Source organism: Streptomyces sp. SudanB182_2057 (genome assembly GCF_964272715.1).
GTDB classification, from domain to species: domain Bacteria; phylum Actinomycetota; class Actinomycetes; order Streptomycetales; family Streptomycetaceae; genus Streptomyces; species Streptomyces rubradiris.
Genome location: NZ_OZ186798.1, coordinates 3291046 through 3311436 on the forward strand (window position 1 = coordinate 3291046; position 20391 = coordinate 3311436).

Annotated in this window: 20 protein-coding genes; 9 read left to right on the forward strand and 11 right to left on the reverse strand. The window is 72.0% G+C overall.

Annotation, left to right across the window (positions count from 1 at the left end):
- Nucleotides 1–15: 15 nt before the first annotated feature.
- The 4 genes from ACSURM_RS13995 to ACSURM_RS14010 form a co-directional block, all read right to left on the reverse strand.
- Nucleotides 16–1494: a GntP family permease gene (locus ACSURM_RS13995; RefSeq protein ID WP_436955314.1), complete on the reverse strand. Its 1479-nt coding sequence runs from the start codon at nucleotides 1492–1494 to the stop codon at nucleotides 16–18.
- A gap of 119 nt (nucleotides 1495–1613) precedes the next feature.
- Nucleotides 1614–2024 carry a RidA family protein gene (locus ACSURM_RS14000; RefSeq protein ID WP_249491295.1) on the reverse strand — a complete coding sequence of 137 codons (411 nt, stop codon included), beginning with the start codon at nucleotides 2022–2024 and terminating at the stop codon, nucleotides 1614–1616.
- Nucleotides 2021–2785 (reverse strand): IclR family transcriptional regulator, encoded by a 765-nt coding sequence (locus tag ACSURM_RS14005; RefSeq protein WP_189751084.1) that lies wholly within the window; start codon nucleotides 2783–2785, stop codon nucleotides 2021–2023. The genes ACSURM_RS14000 and ACSURM_RS14005 overlap by 4 nt, the downstream gene beginning before the upstream one ends.
- A complete protein-coding gene (locus tag ACSURM_RS14010; RefSeq protein ID WP_436961082.1) occupies nucleotides 2782–3849 on the reverse strand; it encodes a sugar kinase in 1068 nt (355 codons plus the stop codon). The genes ACSURM_RS14005 and ACSURM_RS14010 overlap by 4 nt, the downstream gene beginning before the upstream one ends.
- A 123-nt stretch (nucleotides 3850–3972) precedes the next feature.
- On the opposite strand from ACSURM_RS14010, the gene ACSURM_RS14015 reads away from it, so the two are divergent.
- Together ACSURM_RS14015 and ACSURM_RS14020 are read left to right on the forward strand one after the other, a co-directional pair.
- Nucleotides 3973–5244 (forward strand): amino acid deaminase, encoded by a 1272-nt coding sequence (locus ACSURM_RS14015; protein WP_436955315.1) that lies wholly within the window; start codon nucleotides 3973–3975, stop codon nucleotides 5242–5244.
- Nucleotides 5245–5253: 9 nt separating this feature from the next.
- Nucleotides 5254–6864 carry an N-acyl-D-amino-acid deacylase family protein gene (locus ACSURM_RS14020; protein WP_436955316.1) on the forward strand — a complete coding sequence of 537 codons (1611 nt, stop codon included), beginning with the start codon at nucleotides 5254–5256 and terminating at the stop codon, nucleotides 6862–6864.
- A 7-nt stretch (nucleotides 6865–6871) separates the two neighbouring features.
- Here ACSURM_RS14020 and ACSURM_RS14025 read toward each other — a convergent pair whose 3' ends face one another.
- Nucleotides 6872–7735 (reverse strand): trypsin-like peptidase domain-containing protein, encoded by an 864-nt coding sequence (locus tag ACSURM_RS14025; RefSeq protein ID WP_436955317.1) that lies wholly within the window; start codon nucleotides 7733–7735, stop codon nucleotides 6872–6874.
- Nucleotides 7736–8073: 338 nt separating this feature from the next.
- On the opposite strand from ACSURM_RS14025, the gene ACSURM_RS14030 reads away from it, so the two are divergent.
- Nucleotides 8074–8637, forward strand: coding sequence for a hypothetical protein (locus ACSURM_RS14030; RefSeq protein ID WP_436955318.1), 564 nt, complete (start codon nucleotides 8074–8076; stop codon nucleotides 8635–8637).
- A gap of 43 nt (nucleotides 8638–8680) precedes the next feature.
- Here the strand turns inward: ACSURM_RS14030 and ACSURM_RS14035 are convergent, their stop codons facing one another.
- Both ACSURM_RS14035 and ACSURM_RS14040 read right to left on the reverse strand, forming a co-directional pair.
- On the reverse strand, nucleotides 8681–9289 hold the full coding sequence (locus ACSURM_RS14035; RefSeq protein WP_436955319.1) for a DUF1707 SHOCT-like domain-containing protein: 609 nt from the start codon (nucleotides 9287–9289) through the stop codon (nucleotides 8681–8683).
- A gap of 113 nt (nucleotides 9290–9402) precedes the next feature.
- On the reverse strand, nucleotides 9403–10158 hold the full coding sequence (locus tag ACSURM_RS14040) for a hypothetical protein (RefSeq protein ID WP_436955320.1): 756 nt from the start codon (nucleotides 10156–10158) through the stop codon (nucleotides 9403–9405).
- A 124-nt stretch (nucleotides 10159–10282) separates the two neighbouring features.
- Between ACSURM_RS14040 and ACSURM_RS14045 the strand changes: the two genes are divergently transcribed.
- Nucleotides 10283–11494, forward strand: a complete 1212-nt coding sequence (locus ACSURM_RS14045; RefSeq protein ID WP_436955321.1) for a pyridoxal phosphate-dependent aminotransferase — start codon at nucleotides 10283–10285, stop codon at nucleotides 11492–11494.
- A gap of 88 nt (nucleotides 11495–11582) precedes the next feature.
- Entirely contained in the window at nucleotides 11583–12002 is a 420-nt protein-coding gene (locus tag ACSURM_RS14050; protein WP_436955322.1) for a hypothetical protein, read from the forward strand.
- Nucleotides 12003–12225: 223 nt separating this feature from the next.
- Here ACSURM_RS14050 and ACSURM_RS14055 read toward each other — a convergent pair whose 3' ends face one another.
- The gene (locus ACSURM_RS14055) at nucleotides 12226–14049 is read right to left on the reverse strand and encodes a phosphoenolpyruvate carboxykinase (GTP) (RefSeq protein WP_436955323.1); all 1824 of its coding nucleotides are present in this window, start codon (nucleotides 14047–14049) and stop codon (nucleotides 12226–12228) included.
- 289 nt (nucleotides 14050–14338) lie between these two features.
- Here ACSURM_RS14055 and trhA point away from each other — a divergent pair, with 289 nt between their 5' ends.
- On the forward strand, nucleotides 14339–15052 hold the full coding sequence (gene trhA / locus ACSURM_RS14060; protein ID WP_436955324.1) for a PAQR family membrane homeostasis protein TrhA: 714 nt from the start codon (nucleotides 14339–14341) through the stop codon (nucleotides 15050–15052).
- A 58-nt stretch (nucleotides 15053–15110) separates the two neighbouring features.
- On the forward strand, nucleotides 15111–15845 hold the full coding sequence (locus ACSURM_RS14065; protein ID WP_436955325.1) for a Mut7-C RNAse domain-containing protein: 735 nt from the start codon (nucleotides 15111–15113) through the stop codon (nucleotides 15843–15845).
- A 57-nt stretch (nucleotides 15846–15902) separates the two neighbouring features.
- Here ACSURM_RS14065 and ACSURM_RS14070 read toward each other — a convergent pair whose 3' ends face one another.
- The 3 genes from ACSURM_RS14070 to mca all read right to left on the reverse strand — a co-directional run bounded on the left by ACSURM_RS14070 (nucleotide 15903) and on the right by mca (nucleotide 19151).
- Nucleotides 15903–17927 (reverse strand): thioredoxin domain-containing protein, encoded by a 2025-nt coding sequence (locus ACSURM_RS14070; RefSeq protein ID WP_436955326.1) that lies wholly within the window; start codon nucleotides 17925–17927, stop codon nucleotides 15903–15905.
- A gap of 128 nt (nucleotides 17928–18055) precedes the next feature.
- Entirely contained in the window at nucleotides 18056–18298 is a 243-nt protein-coding gene (locus tag ACSURM_RS14075) for a hypothetical protein (protein ID WP_436955327.1), read from the reverse strand.
- On the reverse strand, nucleotides 18291–19151 hold the full coding sequence (gene mca / locus ACSURM_RS14080; RefSeq protein ID WP_436961084.1) for a mycothiol conjugate amidase Mca: 861 nt from the start codon (nucleotides 19149–19151) through the stop codon (nucleotides 18291–18293). Before mca ends, ACSURM_RS14075 begins: the two co-directional genes overlap by 8 nt.
- Nucleotides 19152–19275: 124 nt before the next feature.
- On the opposite strand from mca, the gene ACSURM_RS14085 reads away from it, so the two are divergent.
- Together ACSURM_RS14085 and greA are read left to right on the forward strand one after the other, a co-directional pair.
- A complete protein-coding gene (locus tag ACSURM_RS14085; protein WP_436955328.1) occupies nucleotides 19276–19674 on the forward strand; it encodes a DUF4307 domain-containing protein in 399 nt (132 codons plus the stop codon).
- A gap of 194 nt (nucleotides 19675–19868) precedes the next feature.
- Nucleotides 19869–20366, forward strand: coding sequence for a transcription elongation factor GreA (greA, locus tag ACSURM_RS14090; protein WP_436955329.1), 498 nt, complete (start codon nucleotides 19869–19871; stop codon nucleotides 20364–20366).
- Nucleotides 20367–20391 lie beyond the last annotated feature (25 nt).

The following is a 20391-nucleotide window of genomic DNA, read 5'->3' on the forward strand; positions in this document are numbered from 1 at the left end:
ACGCCGTGGAACCGGTCAGCTCACGAACACCCCGGCCACCACCGCCACCGCGAACCCCGCCAGCGACAACACCGACTCCAGCACCGTCCAGCTGCGCAGCGTGTCCCGCTCGCTGATGCCGAAGTACTTGGCCACCATCCAGAAGCCGCCGTCGTTGACGTGCGAGGCGAAGATGGAGCCCGCCGAGATGGCCATGATGACGAGCGCGGAGAACGCCTGCGAGTGCCCGCCCTCCGCCAGCAGCGGGGCGACGATGCCCGCCGTCGTCACGATCGCCACCGTCGCCGAGCCCTGGGCCACCCGCAGGACGAGCGCGATCAGGTACGACAGGACGATCACCGGCAGGCCGACGTCGTGGAAGGTGTCCGACAGGGCCTGGGCGACGCCCCCGGCCTTCAGCACGGCGCCGAAGATCCCGCCCGCGCCGACCACCAGCAGGATGTTGCCGACCGGCTTCAGGGAGGCGGTCGACACCGTCTCCAGCGACTTGCGCGACCAGCCGCGGCGGACGCCGAGGAGGTAGTAGGCGAGCAGCAGCGCGAGGGTGAGGGCCACGAAGGGGTTGCCGAAGAACTCCAGGACCGAGCGCGTCGGAGAGGGATCCAGGGCGATCGAGGAGAACGTGGCCGCCAGGATCAGCAGCAGTGGTGTGCCGATGATGGTCAGGACCGTGGCCAGGGGCACCGGCGTCTCCTTCGGTGTCACGCCCTGCGCGCGCTGCTCGGCGGCCACCGCCCGCTTCGCCTCCTCCGCGGCCTCCGCCATGTCCTGCGGTACGGGGACGAAGATCCGCTTTCCGGCCCAGGCGGCGTACGCCCACGCGGCCAGTACGGCGGGCAGGCCGCAGACGATGCCCATGAGGACGACCCAGCCGAGCTGGACGTGCAGCAGACCGGCGGCGGCGACCGGGCCGGGGTGCGGCGGCAGGAAGGCGTGGGTCATGGACAGGCCGGCGAGCAGCGGGAGGCAGTAGAGCAGCACCGACTTGCCGGACCGCTTCGCCGCCGCGTAGACGATGGGCGCGAGGACGAAGATGCCCACGTCGAAGAAGACCGGGATGCCGAACAGCAGGCCGGTCAGGCCCATGGCGAGCGGGGCCCGGCGTTCGCCGAACAGGGCCAGCAGGCGCGCGGCCAGCACCTCGGCGCCGCCGCTGACTTCGAGGATCGCGCCGAGCATCGTGCCGAGGCCGATGATGATGGCGACGTGGCCGAGGATGCCGCCCATGCCGGACTCGATGGTGGAGACGGCGTCGGAGCGCTGGACGGTGCCGAAGAGTTCGGTGACCGAGAGGCCGGCCAGCAGGCCGACGGCTATGGAGACGGCGAGGAGGGCCACGAAGGGCTGGAGCCGGACCTTGATGATCAGGAAGAGCAGGAGGGCCATGCCGAGGGCGGCGACCGTGAGCAGGCCGGGCGTGCCGTCGATCAGGAGGAGCAGGCCCCCGGTGTGGGGTGGCGCGGTGGGAGTGGGCGCGGCGAGCGGAAAGGACATACGGGGGTCCTCTTCGTAAATGCATGGTGCTTTCGGGCAGGGGGGAGCGCGGCACGGCACCCCGGAGGGTGCCGTGCCGTGTGGACGTACGGGAGGCGGGCAGCGGTGCGCGGCGGGCGTCAGCCCAGTACGGCGAGCGCGTCGATCTCGATGAGGAGGCCGGCCGGCAGGCCGACGTAGACCGTCGTGCGGGCGGCGGGCGGCTGGGTGAGGCCCTGTTCCTCGAAGTAGGCGTTGTAGATGTCGTTCATCTCGGCGAAGTGGTCCACGTCCGTGAGGTAGACGCGGATCATCATCACGTCGTCCCAGGTCGCGCCGCCCTCCTCCAGGATCGCCTTGACGTTGGCGAGGGTCTGGAGGGTCTGCTCGCGCAGGGTGGGGCCGGCCGGCGTCGGAGGCTTGCCCTCCTCGGCGGGCAGGAAGCCGACCTGGCCGGCGACCTGGAGGATGTTGCCCTTCTTCACGCCGTGCGAGAACTTCGCGGGCGGGGTGGTGTGGGTCTTCGGGGTGAGCGCGGTCTTCTCGGTCATGCGGGGGTGCCCTTCACTGGCGTTCTTCCGGAGTACTCGCCGCTGATGGCGTCCGCCGTGCGGCGGACCAGCGGGAGCAGACTGAGGAGTTCCTCGGCGGTGACGACCACGTTCGGCGCGGAGACCGACATGGCGGCGACCACCCGGCCGTCCGCGCCGCGCACGGGGGCGGCGACGCAGTTGATGGACTCCTCGTGGCCACCGAGGTCGGTGGCCCAGCCCTGTTCGCGCACCGTGGCCAGTTCCTTCAGGAACGCCTCGGCATGGGGGGTCGAACGGGCCGTGTACAGCGGGTAGTCGAGCTGCTCGGCGAGGGCGCGGCGCTCGGGTTCGGGCAGGTCGGCGAGGAGCAGCTTGGCGACGGCGGCGACGGTGATGGCCACCGGCTTGCCGATCCGGGAGTACATGCGGACCGGGTAGCGGCTCTCCACCTTGTCGATGTACAGCACCTCGTTCTCCTCGTACACGGCGAGGTGGACGGTGTGGCCGCACTGTTCGTTGAGCCGTACGAGGTGGGGGTGGGCGATCTCGCGGATGTCGAGGTTCTCCATCGCCTCCTGGGCGAGCGCGAAGAGGCGGGCGCCGAGGCGGTAGCGCTGGTCGGACTGGCGGTAGACCAGGCCGTGTTCGTGCAGGGTGCGCAGCAGGCGCAGGGCGGTGGACTTGTGCACGCCGAGGCGGTCGGCGACCTGCCCCAGGTCGGCGGGGCCCTCCGCGAGCAGCGGCAGGATGCTCAGGGCGCGGTCGACGGTCTGACTCATGGGATGTTCGCCTCCTCCTCGGCCTGCTCGGCTCGTGTCCAGCCGGGGCCGAGTCGAAGTCTCTCCCATGCGCCGTCGTTCAGGGCGGCCAGGCGGTCGGCGTGGTCGCGGGCGGGGGGTGCGGCCAGGTCGCCGGGGGCGGTGAGGGCGGCGGCGGCGAAGAGGTGGCCGTACTTCAGGCGGGCCCGGTCGGGGAGTCCGCGCAGGGTGGCGGAGAGGAAGCCGGCGGCGAAGGCGTCTCCGGCGCCGGTGGTGGCCACGACGGCGGTGTGCAGGGCGGGCTGGAAGGTGCCCTCGGGCCGTTCCGGGGTGAAGGCCGTGGCGCCGCGCGCCCCCTCCTTCACGACCAGGACGCGCGGCTCGGGCAGCAGCCGGCGGACGGCGGCCGGTCCGCCGGTGATCCCCCAGGCGTGGTCCGCCTCGTCCTCGCCCACGAACACGAGGTCCGCGCGCCGGGCCAGCTCCAGCAGGACCTCGGCGCCCGCGCCGTCCCGCCACAGCCCCGGCCGGTGGTTGACGTCGAAGGACACCAGCGGGCGTCCGGGGCCGGGGGCCGTCAGCTCGTACAGCAGCTCCCGGCACTGAGCCGACAGCGCGGCCGTGATCCCGGACAGGTGCAGCACCCGCGCCGCGCGGGCCGCCGCCAGGTCCACGTTCCGCACGGACATGGCGGAGGCGGCCGATCCGGCCCGGTAGTACGCCACCTCGTGCGCGCCCGTGCCCCGGTCGCCGGCGGTGCGGAAGTACACGCCGGTGGGCCGGCCGGGGTCCCGGCGGACGGCGGTGACGTCGACGCCGTACCCGGCGATCCGTTCCACCAGGTGGTCGCCGAAGCCGTCCGCGCCGACCCGGCTGACCCAGCGGGCCGGGTGCCCGAAGGCGGCCAGGGCGCAGGCCACGTTGGACTCGGCGCCGCCGATGGCCCGGTGGAAGGAGGGGACGTCGGCGAGGCGGCCGGGGCGGGCGGGAAGGAAGGTGACCATGGACTCGCCGAGCGCCGCCACGTCCACGTCCGGGACGGGCCGCGTGGGCGCGACGACCGAGGCGTAAGCAGCGTCGTTGATGATGACTCCTGTCGATCGCCAGGACGGCGGATCCGTTGACCCGGTGTTCGGCGAGATGCTAGACACCAGTAAGCACTAGACGCAATGGTCGTTGCAGAATACGCAACGCCTGAGAGGGGCTTCATGGGCACCGAAGCGCTCACCCGCCTCGCCGAGGAACACGTCGACCACCGCTTCAAGGGCCTCCCGCCGGACGCCTACGGGCTGACGGTCGCCGAGCTGGCCGCCCAGCGCCGCAATCTCTTCCGGGAGGCCGACGGCTTCACCACCCCGGTCCTCGCGCTGTCCGCCGAGCGCCTGGAGCACAACCTGGCGCTGATGGAGACGTACACCACCCGGCACGGCCTGGCCTTCGCGCCGCACGGCAAGACCTCCATGGCCCCGCAGCTCTTCCACCGCCAGCTCGAGCACGGCGCCTGGGGGATCACGCTCGCGGTGCCCCACCAGGTGCGCGTGGCCCGGGCGTTCGGCATCCGACGGGTCTTCCTCGCCAACGAGCTGGTGGACGCCCCCGCCCTGCGCTGGATCGCCGCCGAACTGGCCGCCGACCCGGACTTCCGGCTCGTCGCCTACGTCGACTCGGTGCGCGGCGTGGAGCTGATGGACGCGGCCCTGCGCGGCGCGGCCCGCCCGGTGGACGTCGTGATCGAGCTGGGCGCGGGCGACGGGGCGCGCACGGGGGTGCGTACGGAGGCGGAGGCCGAGCGGGTCGCCGCCGCCGTGGCCGCCGTAGAGACCCTGCGCCTGGTCGGCGTGGCGGGGTACGAGGGCGAGGTGCCCGAGGCCGACCCCGAGCGGGTGCGGTCGTATCTGCGGCGGCTGGTGGCGCTGGCCGCAGGGCTGGACCGGGCGGGACGGTTCGGCGAGGCCGACGAGATCGTGGTGAGCGCGGGCGGCAGCGCCTGGTTCGACGCGGTCGCCGACGTCTTCGCCGACATTCCGGAGCTGTCGAAGCCCGTGCTGAAACTGCTGCGCTCGGGCGCGTACGTCTCGCACGACGACGGGCACTACCGCAGGCTCACCCCGTTCGGCCGGGTCCCCGAGGAGGGCGCGCTGGAGCCCGCCTTCCGGCTGTGGGCGCAGGTCGTCTCCCGGCCGACCGCCGAGCAGGCCTTCGCCAACGCGGGCAAGCGCGACGCCGCCTACGACCTGGACCTGCCGGCCGCCCAGGTGGTACGCCGGGACGGCGCGGAGCGCCCGGCCGCCGGAATCACCGTCACCGGGCTGTCCGACCAGCACACCTGGCTGCGCACGGACCCGGGCGCGGACGTCGAGGTGGGCGACTGGATCGGCTTCGGCCTGTCCCACCCGTGCACGTCGTTCGACAAGTGGCAGCTGATCCCGGTGGCCGAGGCGGACGGCACGGTCGTGGACTACATCCGTACGTTCTTCTAGGAGGCCCACGTGGAGGACCTGGTCATCCGGGACGCCGACGTCGTCGACGGCAGCGGGGCGGACGCCTACCGCGCCGATGTCGTGATCGACGCCGGGCGCATCGTCTCGATCGTCAAGGAGGCCGCCGCCGCGGGCTGCCAGCGCCCGCGCGCCCGGCGGGAGATCGACGCGGAGGGCCTGGTCCTCTCCCCCGGCTTCATCGACATGCACGCCCACTCCGACCTGGCCCTGCTGCGCGACCCCGACCACAGCGCGAAGGCCGCGCAGGGGGTCACGCTGGAGGTCCTCGGCCAGGACGGACTGTCGTACGCCCCGGTGGACGACCGCACGCTGGAGGAGGTGCGGCGGGCGATCACCGGGTGGAACGGGTACGGCGACGACATCGACTTCGACTGGCGGTCGGTGGGCGGGTACCTGGACCGGCTGGACCGCGGCATCGCCGTGAACGCGGCCTACCTGATCCCCCAGGGCACGGTCCGGGCGCTCGTGGTCGGCTGGGAGGACCGCGCGGCCACCCCCGGCGAGCTGGACCGGATGCGCCGGCTGGTCGCAGAGGGGCTGGAGCAGGGCGCGGTGGGCCTGTCCTCGGGGCTGACGTACACCCCGGGGATGTACGCGCGCGACGCCGAACTGACCGAGCTGTGCCGGGTGGTGGGCTCCTACGGCGGCTACTACTGCCCGCACCACCGCTCCTACGGCGCCGGCGCGCTGGAGGCGTACGCCGAGATGGTCGCCCTCACCCGGGAGGCGGACTGCCCGCTGCACCTGGCGCACGCGACGATGAACTTCGGGGTGAACAAGGGCCGGGCGCCCGAGCTGCTGGCGCTGCTGGACGGGGCCCTGGAGGCGGGCGCCGACATCACCCTGGACACCTATCCCTACACCCCCGGCTGCACCACCCTCGCCGCGCTGCTGCCGAGCTGGGCGAGCGAGGGCGGCCCGGAGGAGATCCTGGCCCGGCTCACCGACCCGGCGACGGCCGGGCGGATCCGGCACGACCTGGAGGTCACCGGCTCGGACGGCTGCCACGGCGTGCCCGTGGAGTGGGAGACGATCGAGATCTCCGGGGTGGCCGACCCGGCCCTCGGCGACCTCGTGGGCCGTACCGTCCGGGAGTCGGCGGACCTGCGCGGCGAGGCCCCCTGGGACACGGCCCGCCGGCTGCTGGTGCGGGACCGGCTCGGCACGACGATCCTCCAGCACGTCGGCCACGAGGAGAACGTCCGCGCGATCATGCGGCACCGCGCGCACACCGGCGGCTCCGACGGCATCCTGCGCGGCAGCAAGCCGCACCCGCGGGCGTACGGCACGTTCCCGCGCTATCTCGGGCACTACGTGCGGGAGTTGGGCGTGCTGACGCTGGAGGAGTGCGTGGCCCACCTCACCTCCCGGCCGGCCGCGCGGCTGCGGCTGCCGGACCGCGGGCTGGTGCGCGAGGGGTACCGGGCCGACCTGGTGCTGTTCGACCCGCGGACGGTCGCGCCCGGCGCCACCTTCGCCGAGCCGCGCCGGCTGCCGACCGGGATCCCGTACGTGCTGGTCGACGGCCGGTTCGTCATCGAGGACGGCCGGCGGACGGATGCCCTGCCGGGCCGGTCCGTCCGCCGTACACCGCTGTGAGCCGTGTTTACGGCTTGGGCAGCGTGCAACCGGCGGCGCTCAGGTTGAGCCTGTTGCCGGTGGTGAAGCAGGCCGGGATGTTGTAGGTCTGCTGGGCGTAGTTGATGCCCTGGCGGACGGTGACGTTGCCGCTCGCGTCGACCTCGCACGGATTGTTCACCGTGCACCGCGCGCCGTCCTCGTTGCCGGTGTTGTTGACGGCGACCACCTTGCCGGTGGTGGCGTCTATGACCGGGGACCCCGAGGTGCCGCCGATGGTGTTGCAGGCGGAGGTGTAGCGGACCGAGTCCTTGAAGGTCCAGTCGCCCTCCTTCAGCCGGTACACGAACCCGTCGATGTTGCAGCTGTAGATCCGCTTCCAGTAGCCGGAGACCACCTTGATGGCGGTGCCGGCCACCGGGTGGGTGTCCTGCACGGTGAGCGGGCTGATGCCGTACGAGCTCTTGATCGCCGAGTACGTGGTGGTGGTGCGGTAGATCGTGACGTCCGTGTCGGTCATGGTCGAGTAGACGATCTGGTTGGCACGGAGGGTGGCGATCTTGGTGCCGGCGGAGTTCAGCAGGCCGAAGGTACGGCTGGAGGACTGGCCGGTGATGACCTGGCCGGCGCTCGGCATGCCGGTCTCCAGGCAGTGTCCGTTGGTCAGCACGAGGGCCGGGTCGGTGTCGGCGGAGCCGGGGAAGCGGATGACGGAGCCGGAGCAGTTGCTGAGCGAGACGGTGCCGGCGAAGTCGACGGTGACCGCGGCGGCCTTGGCGGAGTGCGGGGCGGTGGACTGTGGGGCGGTGGTCTGCGGGGCGGCCAGCGCCGGGGTGGCGCCCAGGCCGACGGTCGCCACGGCCGCGAGCACGGCAAGGAGAGGCTTGTTCACGTGGGGGTCCCCTCTTACGACGGGGGCGACCGGAGGTTCGTCCGGCCGCCCACACGGTTGTCATGCGCATTGTCGACAGCGCGGAGGGGAGCCGACAAGAAGCCACGACAGGTCATAGGGGTTTCCCTCGGGCCGCCCACCGGAGGTTTGCCGCCGCCGCGTGGGGCGTGCCGGGTGTCACGGGTGGCCATCGACCGGCAGGACGACTTGGCCCGCCTGTTCGACTGGTCGCCCTTCGGAGTGCTTCCGTCGCGGGAGGCTGGTCGCGGGTGATGCATGACAGGAACCCTGATCTTGTACACAAGACCGATGGACCTGTCACCGCAGGAGGAGAACGCATGAAGCCCAGGCTGTTCCGCCGCCCGGTCCGCGCCCTGTCCGTCGCCGCCGCCGGCTGCGGCGCGCTGCTGGCCCTCTGCCTCCCGGCGTCCGCCTCCCCCGCCCCGAGCACCGCGGCCGCCCGGACCGTCGCCGCGGATCCGGTCGAGTCCGGGAAGCCGTACTACACGGTCGACACCAGGACCGACCGGGGCCTGACCTTCGAGCCGTACATGAACTGGGACTACGTCCTGCTGACGAACTCCCCGGGCCGCGGCACGCCCCTGGTCTTCGACAAGCAGAGCGACGGCACCTACACGATCAGGTCCACCAGCTCCAACTGGGGCGGCTACACCACCTGGTGCGCGGTCGGCGATGGCGTGAAGCTGGACAAGCCGAGCAGCTGCGCCACCCACTTCACGCTCAAGGCCCGCGGCGACGGCAGCTACTACATCGGCCAGCCCGTCTCCGGCGGTGCCAACTACGCGACCTACCCCGTGGGCGGAAAGGGCTGGATCAAGATGTTCGCCTCGGTCCTTCCCAACTTCCGGGAGTTCGGCCAGTTCAAGTTCACCGCCGCCTGAGGTGCGTGGCCCCCGGCGGCGGGTGCGCTGACCGGGAGAGGGTTCACTTCCGGTGCGGCTTCGTGACGACGGCTCCGAACAGGGCGAGGCCCTTGACGACGACACGCGGGGCGGCCGGGCCGGCCGTGCCACGCCGCGCCCGTGCCTCGCGTCCACCGAACACCCCGAACAGGCCGAACCCCCTGACCTCGAGGTCGATGTCGTCCGGCACCACGATCTCGGTGCCGCCCCACAGCGCCACGGCCCGGATCACCGTCTCCCGCGCGGCGAAACGGGCCTCGGTGAGGTCGAGCCGGCCGCCGCCCCACATCGACCAGGCGGTGAACCGGGGCGGCACGACCCACCCGCCGTCCCGCCGGAACCCGCCGAACACGCCGAGCGCGAACCCGGACGCCGGCGCGTCGTCCACCACCGGCGCGTCCCTGGGCCCGGGCACGGGCAACCCGCTCCCGGCCGCCCGCAGTTCGCCGTGCGTCCGGGCGGCGTAGATCCGGTCCAGTCGGCCGTCCAGCTCGTCCAGCGGCAGCCGACCGTCCGCCACGGCGTCCCGCACCCGCTCGACGACCCGCTCCCGCTCCTCCTCGGAGACGAGCACGTCGCGACCGGGTCCCGCCTGCCCGGCACGGTCGGTGCCGTACGTCTGTTCACCCATGGGAACACTCTTCCATGGCGGGCAACTCCCCTAGGAGGAACAGCGGTTGGGCGTGTCGGGGCGGTTCCGTGCCGGACGCCGTACCCCGCGCAGAGACCCGGGGCCGCCTCCGCTCACTCCGTCCAGCGAGGCCATCTCGGGCCGTGGCCGTGGTGGGGGCCGCCCGGGCGGTAGGTCCGCGAGGCGGTGGGTGAGGTGGTGGGCGAGGTCGTGGGAGCGGGGGCGGCGGGCCGGGAGACAGGGGGCGACGTGGTGGCGGCCGGCCGACCGCTGTCCGGGCCGCTCGCGGTGGCGCTCGGGCGCGGGGCGGCGGGACGGGCGGGCGCGCTCGACGGCACGGCCGCGGCGGGCCGGGTCGCGGCGGCCGGGGCCGACGGGGACGGCACGGCGTCACCGGCGCCCTCGCCGCCCGTGCCCGCGCCCTCGCCCTCGCCGTGCGTGGTGGGGGCGTCGGCGGTCCGGCCGCCGCCGGCGGGGCGGGACCCGTCCGGGGAGCCGGAGCCGGACAGCGCGGCGATCACCGCGACGGTGCCGGCCACCGCCGCGAGGGCACCGCCGCCGACCACCACCCGACGGCGTCCGCCCGCGCGGCGCCGCGTCCGCCCGCGCCCGGCCCGGCGCGCCCCGGCCCCCGGACGTTCCGGCGGCGCGGGCGCGGCCGGCCCGTCGGGCGCCCCGGCCACCGGAGGCAGCTCGCGTGTCGCGTCGTAGTCGTTCTGCCAGCCGTGCGCGGCGGCCGGGTCGGCGTACTGCTCGTACGCGGGGGCCGGAGCCGGCAGCGGGTGGTACACGTTCGGCCGGACACCGGGCGTGCCGTCCGCTCCCTGCGGCACGTGCGCCTCCGCCTCGTACTCCCGTTCCGTGGACATGTCAGCGGATTCTAGGGACGCAAGGCTCCCGGAAGACATTCGGCGGCCCTTTCCGGGCAACCCCGGGTACCGGGTGGTGGAAAACACCGCCCATGAGGCGCGAGGGGGCCGTAAGCTCACGGGCATGCAGGTGATCCAGTCGGCCAAGCTCGCCAACGTCTGTTACGAGATCCGGGGCCCGGTTCTCGAAGAGGCCATGCGGCTGGAGGCGGCGGGCCACCGCATCCTCAAGCTCAACACCGGCAACCCGGCCGCCTTCGGCTTCGAGTGCCCCCCGGAGATCCTGGAGGACATCCTCCGCAACGTCTCCACCGCGCACGGCTACGGCGACGCCAAGGGCCTGCTCGCCGCCCGCCGCGCGGTCGTGATGCACAACCAGACCATCGGCATCGAGACGGACGTCGAGCACGTCTTCATCGGCAACGGCGTCTCCGAGCTGATCGTGATGGCGATGCAGGCCCTGCTGGACGACGGCGACGAGGTCCTGGTGCCGGCCCCGGACTATCCGCTGTGGACGGCGGCCGTCTCCCTGTCCGGGGGCACGGCGGTGCACTACCGCTGCGACGAGCAGTCCGACTGGATGCCCGACCTGGCCGACATGGAGCGCAAGGTCACCGACCGCACCAAGGCGATCGTCGTCATCAACCCGAACAACCCCACGGGCGCGGTGTACGACGAGGAGGTGCTCAAGGGGCTGACGGACCTGGCCCGCCGGCACAACCTGCTGGTCTGCTCGGACGAGATCTACGACAAGATCCTCTACGACGGCACCACGCACACCCCGACCGCGAAGGTCGCCCCCGATCTGCTCACCCTCACCTTCAACGGCATGTCGAAGGCGTACCGGGTGGCCGGCTACCGCGTCGGCTGGATGTCGGTCTCCGGCCCGCGCGCCCACGCCGACTCCTACATCGAGGGCCTGACGATCCTGGCGAACATGCGGCTGTGCGCCAACATGCCGGGGCAGCACGGGGTGGTCGCCGCGCTCGGCGGACGTCAGTCGATCAACGACCTGGTGCTGCCGGGCGGGCGGCTGAAGGAGCAGATGGACGTCGCCTACGACCTGCTCACCTCGATCCCGGGCGTCAGCTGCGTACGCCCCAAGGGCGCGCTGTACCTCTTCCCCCGGCTGGACCCCAAGGTCTTCAAGGTCAAGGACGACCGGCAGATGGTCCTGGACCTGCTGCGGCAGGAGAAGATCATGGTCGTCCACGGCACCGGCTTCAACTGGCCGGAGCCCGATCACTTCCGGGTGGTGACCCTGCCGACGGTCGGCGATCTCCGGGACGCCGTCACCCGCATCGGCACCTTCCTGGACGGATACGGCCAGCCGTAGCCGGCGGACCGCGTTCCGTACTCGACTCAACTTTAGACGAAATCCAATGTAGGATGGTTTCCTGTCAGAGCACAGGAGGCCATCCCCCATGTACGAACCGATCCGCTCCAAGTCGGTCCACAGCACGATGGCCGGCGCCCCCTGCGACTTCCCCCACCGGTCGCGCGAGGAGGAGCTGGACATCCAGCTCGCCGGACACCTCGCCGCGCTGCTCGCGGTCACCGACGAACTGCGCGCCCTGACCCCGTCCGCCGACCTGGACACCGCCGCGGAACGCCTCGCGGCCCAGGTGGCCCGGCTGCGCGGCGGCCGTACGCCGCTGCGCGCGGCACCGGCCGCGGCGGGCGATCCGGCCGCGCTGCACCGGCGGGCGCACACGCTCGCCGGACGCGCCCTCGTGGTCGCCGCCTCCCGCGCGGACACCGCGGTGGCGATCCTCGCGGCCGAGCGGATGGACGCGCACGCCGGCGCCGGGACCGACCCGAAGACGCTCAGCCCGGCCCACTGACCCCGCCGAGGGGTCCCCAGTCGGCCCCGGTCCGCGCGCACCCGCAGCGACGCGCGGACCGGGCGCCATCCATCTCGCCGGCTCCGGCCGGCACCGCCGCCGAAGACCCGGGGCCCCGCACGCCGTTGTGCGGGGCCCCGGGCGGGTGGTCACCGCGGCCGGTCGTGACGATCGCTGGTCAGGGCACATCCGGACCGGCCGCGGAGTCTTTCGGGTACGGGGCTCAGCCCAGGCGGTCCAGCAGCGCGTGGTACTGGTCCCACAGCTCCTTCGGGGTGTGGGCGCCGAAGGTGTTCAGGTGCTCGGGGACCAGGGCGGCCTCCTCGCGCCAGACGTCCTTGTCCACGGTGAGCAGGAAGTCCAGGTCCGCCTCGGGCAGTTCGAGCCCGTCGGTGTCCAGCGCCCCCTTGGCCGGCAGGATGCCGATCGGGGTCTCGACGCCCTCCGCCCTGCCCTCCAGCCGCTCCACGATCCACTTCAGGACACGGGAGTTCTCGCCGAAGCCCGGCCAGACGAACCGGCCCTCGTCGTCCTTGCGGAACCAGTTGACGTAGTAGATCTTGGGCAGCTTGGACTGGTCCTTGTCCTTGGCCACGTCGATCCAGTGGGCCATGTAGTCGCCCATGTTGTAGCCGCAGAACGGGAGCATGGCGAACGGGTCGCGGCGCAGCTCGCCGACCTTGCCCTCGGCCGCCGCGGTCTTCTCGGAGGCCACGTTGGCGCCGAGGAAGACGCCGTGGTTCCAGTCGAAGGACTCCGTGACCAGCGGCACGGCCGAGGCCCGGCGGCCACCGAACAGGATCGCCGAGATCGGCACGCCCTTGGGGTTCTCCCACTCGGGCGCGATGATCGGGCACTGCGAGGCGGGCACGGTGAAGCGGGCGTTGGGGTGGGCGGCCGGGGTCGCGGACTCCGGCGTCCAGTCGTTGCCCTTCCAGTCGGTCAGGTGGGCCGGGGGCTCCTCGGTCATGCCCTCCCACCACACGTCGCCGTCGTCGGTGAGCGCGACGTTGGTGAAGACCGCGTTGCCCCACAGGGTCTTCATCGCGTTGGCGTTGGTGTGCTCGCCGGTGCCGGGCGCGACGCCGAAGAAGCCCGCCTCGGGGTTGATCGCGTACAGGCGGCCGTCCTCGCCGAACCGCATCCAGGCGATGTCGTCGCCGACGGTCTCCACCGTCCAGCCGGAGATCGTGGGCTCCAGCATGGCGAGGTTGGTCTTGCCGCAGGCGGAGGGGAAGGCGGCGGCGACGTACTTGGCCTCGCCCTGCGGCGGGGTGAGCTTCAGGATCAGCATGTGCTCGGCCAGCCAGCCCTCGTCACGCGCCATGACCGAGGCGATACGCAGCGCGTAGCACTTCTTGCCGAGCAGGGCGTTGCCGCCGTAGCCGGAGCCGTAGGACCAGATCTCGCGGGTCTCGGGGAAGTGCGAGATGTACTTGGTCTGGTTGCAGGGCCAGGGGACGTCCTCCTGGCCCGGCTCCAGCGGGGCGCCCAGCGTGTGCACGGCCTTGACGAAGAAGCCCTCCTCGCCCAGCTCGTCGAGGACGGCCTGGCCCATGCGCGTCATCGTGCGCATGGAGACGGCCACGTACGCGGAGTCGGTGATCTCCACGCCCAGCGCGGACAGCGGGGAGCCGAGCGGGCCCATGCAGAACGGGACGACGTACATCGTGCGCCCCCGCATGGAGCCGCGGAACAGGCCCTGGTCTCCGGTGAAGATCTCCCGCATCTCGGCGGGGGCCTTCCAGTGGTTGGTCGGGCCCGCGTCCTCCTCCTTCTCGGAGCAGATGAAGGTGCGGTCCTCGACCCGCGCGACGTCGGTCGGGTCCGAGGCGGCGTAGTAGGAGTGCGGGCGCTTGACCGGATCCAGCTTCTTGAACGTTCCCTTGGCGACCAGTTCCTCGCACAGCCGCTCGTATTCGGCCTCGGAGCCGTCGCACCAGACCACCCTGTCCGGCTGCGTCAGTTCGGCGATCTCGTTGACCCACGAGATCAGTTCCCGGTGGTTGGTGGGGACGACGGTGGGAGCCGCGTTGTCGCGCGCCACGATTGCTCCTAAGTGAGGGTTTTCAGGTGTGTTCGCCCCGTGGGGGCCGCGACCCGGACGCTTCGTAGCCGCTCATCCGGTGCCGACCGCACTCATTTGATCATCCGAGTCTAGTGCCCATCTGTCCAGAGGGCATCACAGGTGAGCGGCGTGAGGAATCCCACGGTGTCCAGGTTGTTTTGCGTCCACGTTGGGTTCAGCTGAAGGACTTTTTGCCAACCACGCGGGAGTGACCTGGATGCGTACGCATTGACGTTTGATTTACGAAGCCGTCGGTACCATGCCCCGCATGACTGCGTCCGTCCCCGACGCGCCCACGGACACGCCGGCCGCCGGCCGCGGTCCCGTCGCGCTTTCCCTGCCGCATCCGGTCAAGCCCCGCCTCCGCGGCTGGCTGCATCTCGGCATGTTCCCGGCCGTACTCATCGCGGGCCTCGTCCTCACCGCCCTCGCCGACTCGACCAGAGGCCGCATAGCCTGCGGCATCTACGTCCTGACGGCGTGTCTGCTCTTCGGTGTCAGCGCGCTGTACCACCGGGGCAACTGGAGCCCCCGCATGGACGGCGTGCTGCGCCGCCTGGATCACGCCAACATCTTCCTGATCATCGCGGGCACCTACACCCCGCTGACCCTGCTGCTCCTGCCCGACGGGAAGGGCCGCTGGCTGCTGTGGGGCATCTGGGCCGCCGCTGCGGCCGGCATCGTCTTCCGCGTCTTCTGGGTCGGCGCCCCTCGCTGGCTGTACACGCCCTGCTACATCGCGATGGGCTGGGCGGCCGTGTTCTTCCTGCCCGACTTCCTGCGCGCCGGCGGCATCGCCGTCCTGGTCCTGGTGGTGGTCGGCGGCCTGCTGTACAGCGCCGGCGGCGTGATCTACGGCATCAAGCGCCCGAACCCGTCACCCCGCTGGTTCGGCTTCCACGAGGTCTTCCACTCCCTCACCCTCGCCGCGTTCGTGGTCCACTACGTCGGCATCTCGCTGGTCGCCTACCAGCACGCGTGAGCCGCCCCCCGGGAAAAAACGCCGAGGTCCACGCGAGGTCCCGTGCGATGCTGGCCGGGTGAACGCAACCGAGATCCACGTCGAAGTCGACCCCGCGCTGCACCTGTTCGTACCCGCCGCCCGCCGGCGCGGGGCCACGGTGCTGGCCACCGACGGCGTCTCGACACTCGGCCACGTCATCGAGTCCCTCGGCATCCCGCTCACCGAGGTCGGCACCCTGATCGTGGACGGCCGCCCGGTCCCGCCCGGACACATCCCGGGCGCGGCCGAGCGGGTCGCCGTCCGCCCGGTGGAGCGCCCCCAGCGGGTGCCGGGCGCGCCCCTGCGCTTCCTCCTCGACGTCCATCTCGGCACGCTCGCCCGCCGGCTGCGGCTGCTCGGCGTGGACACGGCGTACGAGTCGACGGACATCGGCGACCCCGCGCTCGCCGCCCGCTCGGCGGCCGAGAAGCGGGTCCTGCTCAGCCGCGACCGGGGCCTGCTGCGCCGTCGGGAGCTGTGGGCCGGCGCGTTCGTCTACAGCACCCGCCCCGACGACCAGCTCGACGACGTCCTGGACCGCTTCGCCCCCGGGCTGCGGCCCTGGACCCGCTGCACCGCGTGCAACGGCCTGCTGCGGGAAGCCGCCAAGGACGAGGTCGCCGACCAGCTCGAAGGCGGCACCCGGCGCACGTACGACGTGTTCGCCCAGTGCGCGGAGTGCGGTCGGGCGTACTGGAAGGGCGCGCACCACGATCAGCTGGAGGCCATCGTGGCACGCGCCCTGAACCGGCGCGGAGCCGTACGGCGCTGACGCCCGCTCAGCCCGGCGCAGCGGTACGGCGCCGACGCCCGCTCCCCCCGGCGGGGCTCAGGCCAGCTTCGCCCGCAGCGCCTCCGGATCGGTCACCGGCAGGTCGCAGACGAAGCCCCGGCAGACGTACGCGGCCGGGGCGCCGTCGATGAGGGTGCGGCCGGCCAGCAGCGGGAACTCGTCGCCGTCCGGGATGCCGCAGGCGACGACGGCGCCCGGGGCGGCGCCCAGCAGGGCCGTACGGTGCAGGGCGGCCGTCCGCTCGTCGTCCGGGCCGGGTCCCACGACGGCCACCTCGCGCGGCCCGTCGAGCAGCGCCTCGGCGACGGCCAGCCCCCACCCGATGAACCGCGGCACCCGCGGCCCGAGGGTCTTCACGACCCTCAGCGCCCGCTCGGCGGCCACCCGGTGGGCCTCGGAACCGGTGTGGGCGGCATAGCCGAGCAGGGCCCCGGCCGCGGCGGTCCAGCCGGAGGGGGCCGCGTTGTCGGTGGGGTCCTGGGGCCGGCGGATCAGTCGTTCGGCGTCGGAGGCGGTGTCGAACAGGGCGCCGGTCTCCGGGTCGGTGAACCGGACCAGGACCTGGTCGAGCAGCAGACCCGCGAAGTCGAGCCAGACACCCTCGCCGGTGACCGACGCGAGCGCCAGGAAGCCCTCGGCCACGTCGCCGTAGTCCTCCAGCACGCCCGCGTTGGGACCGACCCGGCCGTCCTTGCTGGTGCGCGCGAGCCGGGCGTGCTCGTCCAGGTGGACACGGACGAGCAGGTCGGCGGCACCGAGCGCGGCCTCGACCAGGTCAGGCCGGCCGAAGTAGGCGCCGGTCTCGGCGAGCGCGGCGACGGCGAGCCCGTTCCAGGCGGCGACGACCTTGTCGTCCCGGCCGGGAGCGGGCCGCCGGGCACGGGCGTCGAACAGCCGGCGCCGGACGGACGCGATCCGCTCCGCGTCGAACACGCCCTCCGTCTGCGGGAGCCGCAGCACCGACTGGCCGTGCTCGAAGGTGCCCTCCCCGGTCACGCCGAAGTACTGGGCGGCGAGCTCGGCGTCGTCACCGAGGACATCGCGCAGCTGCGCGGGCGTCCACACGTAGTACGCCCCCTCCACGTGCCGTCCGGTGCCGTCGTCGCTGTCGGCGTCGAGGGCGGAGGCGAACCCGCCTTCGGGCGTGCGCAGTTCGCGGACGAGGAAGTCCGCGGTCTCCAGCGCGACCCGCCGGGCGAGGTCCGAACCGGTGGCCCGCCACAGATGGGCGTAGACCCGGCACAGCAGGGCGTTGTCGTACAGCATTTTCTCGAAGTGCGGCACGATCCAGTCGCGGTCGACGGAGTACCGGGCGAACCCGCCGCCGAGCTGGTCGTAGATCCCGCCCCGCGCCATCCGCTCGCAGGTGTCCACGGCCATCTGCAACGCGCCCTCGGCGCCCGTGCGGGCGTGGTGGCGCAGCAGGAACTCCAGCACCATGGACGGCGGGAACTTGGGCGCGCCGCCGAATCCGCCGCGCTGCGGGTCGTACTCGCGGGTGAGGCCGAGCAGGGCCTGGGCGAGCTCCTGCTCCCCGGGCGCCTCGGCGGCCTGCCGGACGATCTCCCGCTGGGCGAGGTCCCGGACGATCTTCCCGGCGACCTCGCTGACCTCGTCGCGCCGGGTGGTCCAGGCCTGCTGGACGCCCTCCAGCACCTGCCGGAAGGAGGGCATGCCGTGACGCGGGGCGGGCGGGTAGTAGGTGCCGAAGTAGAAGGGTTCGGCGTCGGGCGTGAGGAACACGGTCATGGGCCAGCCGCCGTGCCCGGTCGCCGCCTGCACCGCCTCCATGTACACGGCGTCCACGTCCGGCCGCTCCTCACGGTCGACCTTGACACTGACGAAGTGCTCGTTGAGGTAGTCGGCGGTGCCCTGGTCCTCGAAGGACTCGTGGGCCATGACGTGGCACCAGTGACAGCTGCTGTACCCGACGCTCAGCAGGACGGGTCTGTTCGTCCGGCGGGCCTCGGCGAAGGCCTCGGCCGACCACGGCCACCAGTCGACGGGGTTGTCGGCGTGCTGGAGCAGATACGGGGACGTCTCATGGGCCAGTCGGTTCACCGTTCCACTCTCCCACGGGCTCCGGCGGCGCGTAGCGCCCACGGCGACCGGCGCGCGGGGAGGACCGGACCGCCACTGCCGTGCGGCGGCGGGGTGGCGGTGCCGGTGTGGCGGTGAGCCCGCCGGACCTACTGTGCCGGGGAGCCGGCCTGCTTTGCGGTCGGCTCCGCCCCGGTGTCCGGGGCCTCCTTGAAGTCGACCTTCTGCATGTGCTTGTTCATCGACTTCATCAGCCCCCAGACGGCCACGGCCATCACCGCGAAGACGATGAAACCGAGGACACCGGGGGTGACCTTGTTCTGGTCCACCTCCTTGGCGAGGGGGACCAGGTGCGTCATTGCGAGGCTCACGCTTGCGCTCATGTCAGGCATTGTCCCGGATGCCCGCGAAGAGGTCGTCCTCGGGGAGGGAGGTATCGACCAGAGACTTCGCGAGTTCGTACTCCTCGGTGGGCCAGACCTCCCTCTGGAGCTCCAGCGGCACCTTGAACCAGCCGCCGTCCGGGTCGATCTGCGTGGCGTGGGCGATCAGCGCCTTGTCGCGGATCTCGAAGAAGTCCGCGCACGGAACGTGCGTGGTCAGCGTGCGTTCGGTGCGCTCCATCTCGTCCCAGCGCTTGAGCCAGTCCCCGTACGGCGACTCCAGGCCGCGGTCGAGCATGGCCTGGTGCAGGGCCTCGGTGCGGGGGCGGTTGAAGCCCTGGTTGTAGTACAGCTTCAGCGGCTGGTAGGCGGGCCCGTACTCGTCCTCGGGGTACTTCCGGGTGTCCGCCGCGCCCTCGAACGCCACCATGGAGATCTTGTGCGTCATGATGTGGTCGGGGTGGGGGTAGCCGCCGTTCTCGTCGTAGGTGGTGATCACCTGCGGGCGGAAGGAACGGATCTTCCGCACCAGCTCGCCGGCCGCCTTGTCGACGTCCTCCAGGGCGAAGCAGCCCTCGGGCAGCGGCGGCAGCGGGTCGCCCTCCGGCAGTCCGGAGTCCACGAACCCCAGCCACTCCTGCTTGACGCCGAGGATCTCGCGGGCCTCGTCCATCTCCTTCTTGCGCACCTCGTGGATGTGCTCCTCGATGTACGCGTCACCTTGCAGCTTGGGGTTGAGAATGGAACCGCGCTCTCCGCCGGTGCACGTCACCACCAGCACGTCCACCCCCTCGGACACGTACTTCGCCATGGTGGCCGCGCCCTTGCTCGACTCGTCGTCGGGGTGCGCGTGAACGGCCATCAGTCGCAACTGGTCAGTCAAGACTCAATCCTCGGTAACTCGGCGCCCCCGTGGCTCCGGGCGCAGTCGGCGGCTTCTATAGTGACTCAATCGGGGGGCGAATAATTCCGCGGAGAGGACGATCATGAGTACCGCGAGCACGCGGCTGCCCGAGGGCCGCTACGGCCGCTCCTCGGACGAGCGCGCCGACCGCAAGCTCAGGATCGCCGCCTCGGTGCTGGGGGTGGCCCTGCTGGCCCTGGTCGGCTACTTCGCCTACCACTACGTGGCGCGCAGCGAGATCAGCGCCCAGGTCATCACCTTCCAGGCGTCCGACGACGCGGTGAAGGTCCACCTGGAGGTCCACAAGGACGCCGGCATGTCCGGCTACTGCACCGTGCGGTCCCAGTCGGAGGACGGCGCCGAGGTGGGCCGGGCCGACTTCCGGTTCTCCGGGTCGGACACGAGCATCGACAAGGTCGTCACGCTCCGTACGACCGCCCGGGGAACGACGGCCGAGCTGCTGGGCTGCCACGCCGACTGACGGCCGGCCGGCGGACACTCCCCGGCGCCACCCGGAATACGCAGCCCCTGACCTGCGTTGACGAGATTTATACGGCTTATGTCCTCCCCCTTTCGCCCACGAATTGTTAGGCTCGTGGTTTCGCCCATCCATGAGGGAACATTCTTCTGGGTAGGGCGATGCTTTGTATTCCCAGTACCGACGAGGAGCACCCTGTGACCCAGACCAGCGAGAACGTCACCTGGCTGACCCAGGAGGCGTACAACAAGCTCAAGGACGAGCTTGAGTACCTTACTGGTCCTGCGCGCACGGAGATCGCCGCCAAGATCGCGGCTGCGCGTGAGGAGGGCGACCTGCGCGAGAACGGCGGGTACCACGCGGCCAAGGAGGAGCAGGGCAAGCAGGAGCTGCGCGTGCGCCAGCTGACCCAGCTCCTCGAGAACGCCAAGGTCGGTGAGCCGCCGGCCGCGAACGGTGCCGTCGCGCCGGGCATGGTCGTCACGATCGCCTTCGACGGTGACGAGGACGACACGCTGACGTTCCTGCTCGCCTCCCGCGAGTACGCGAGCGCCGACATCGAGACCTACTCCCCGCAGTCCCCGCTGGGTGCGGGCGTCATCGGCCACAAGGTCGGTGACGACGCGGAGTACGAGCTGCCCAACGGCAAGAAGGCCTCCGTGCGGATCCTGAGGGCCGAGCCCTACACCGGCTGACCCGGCCACTCGGTCCGCTTCGGGC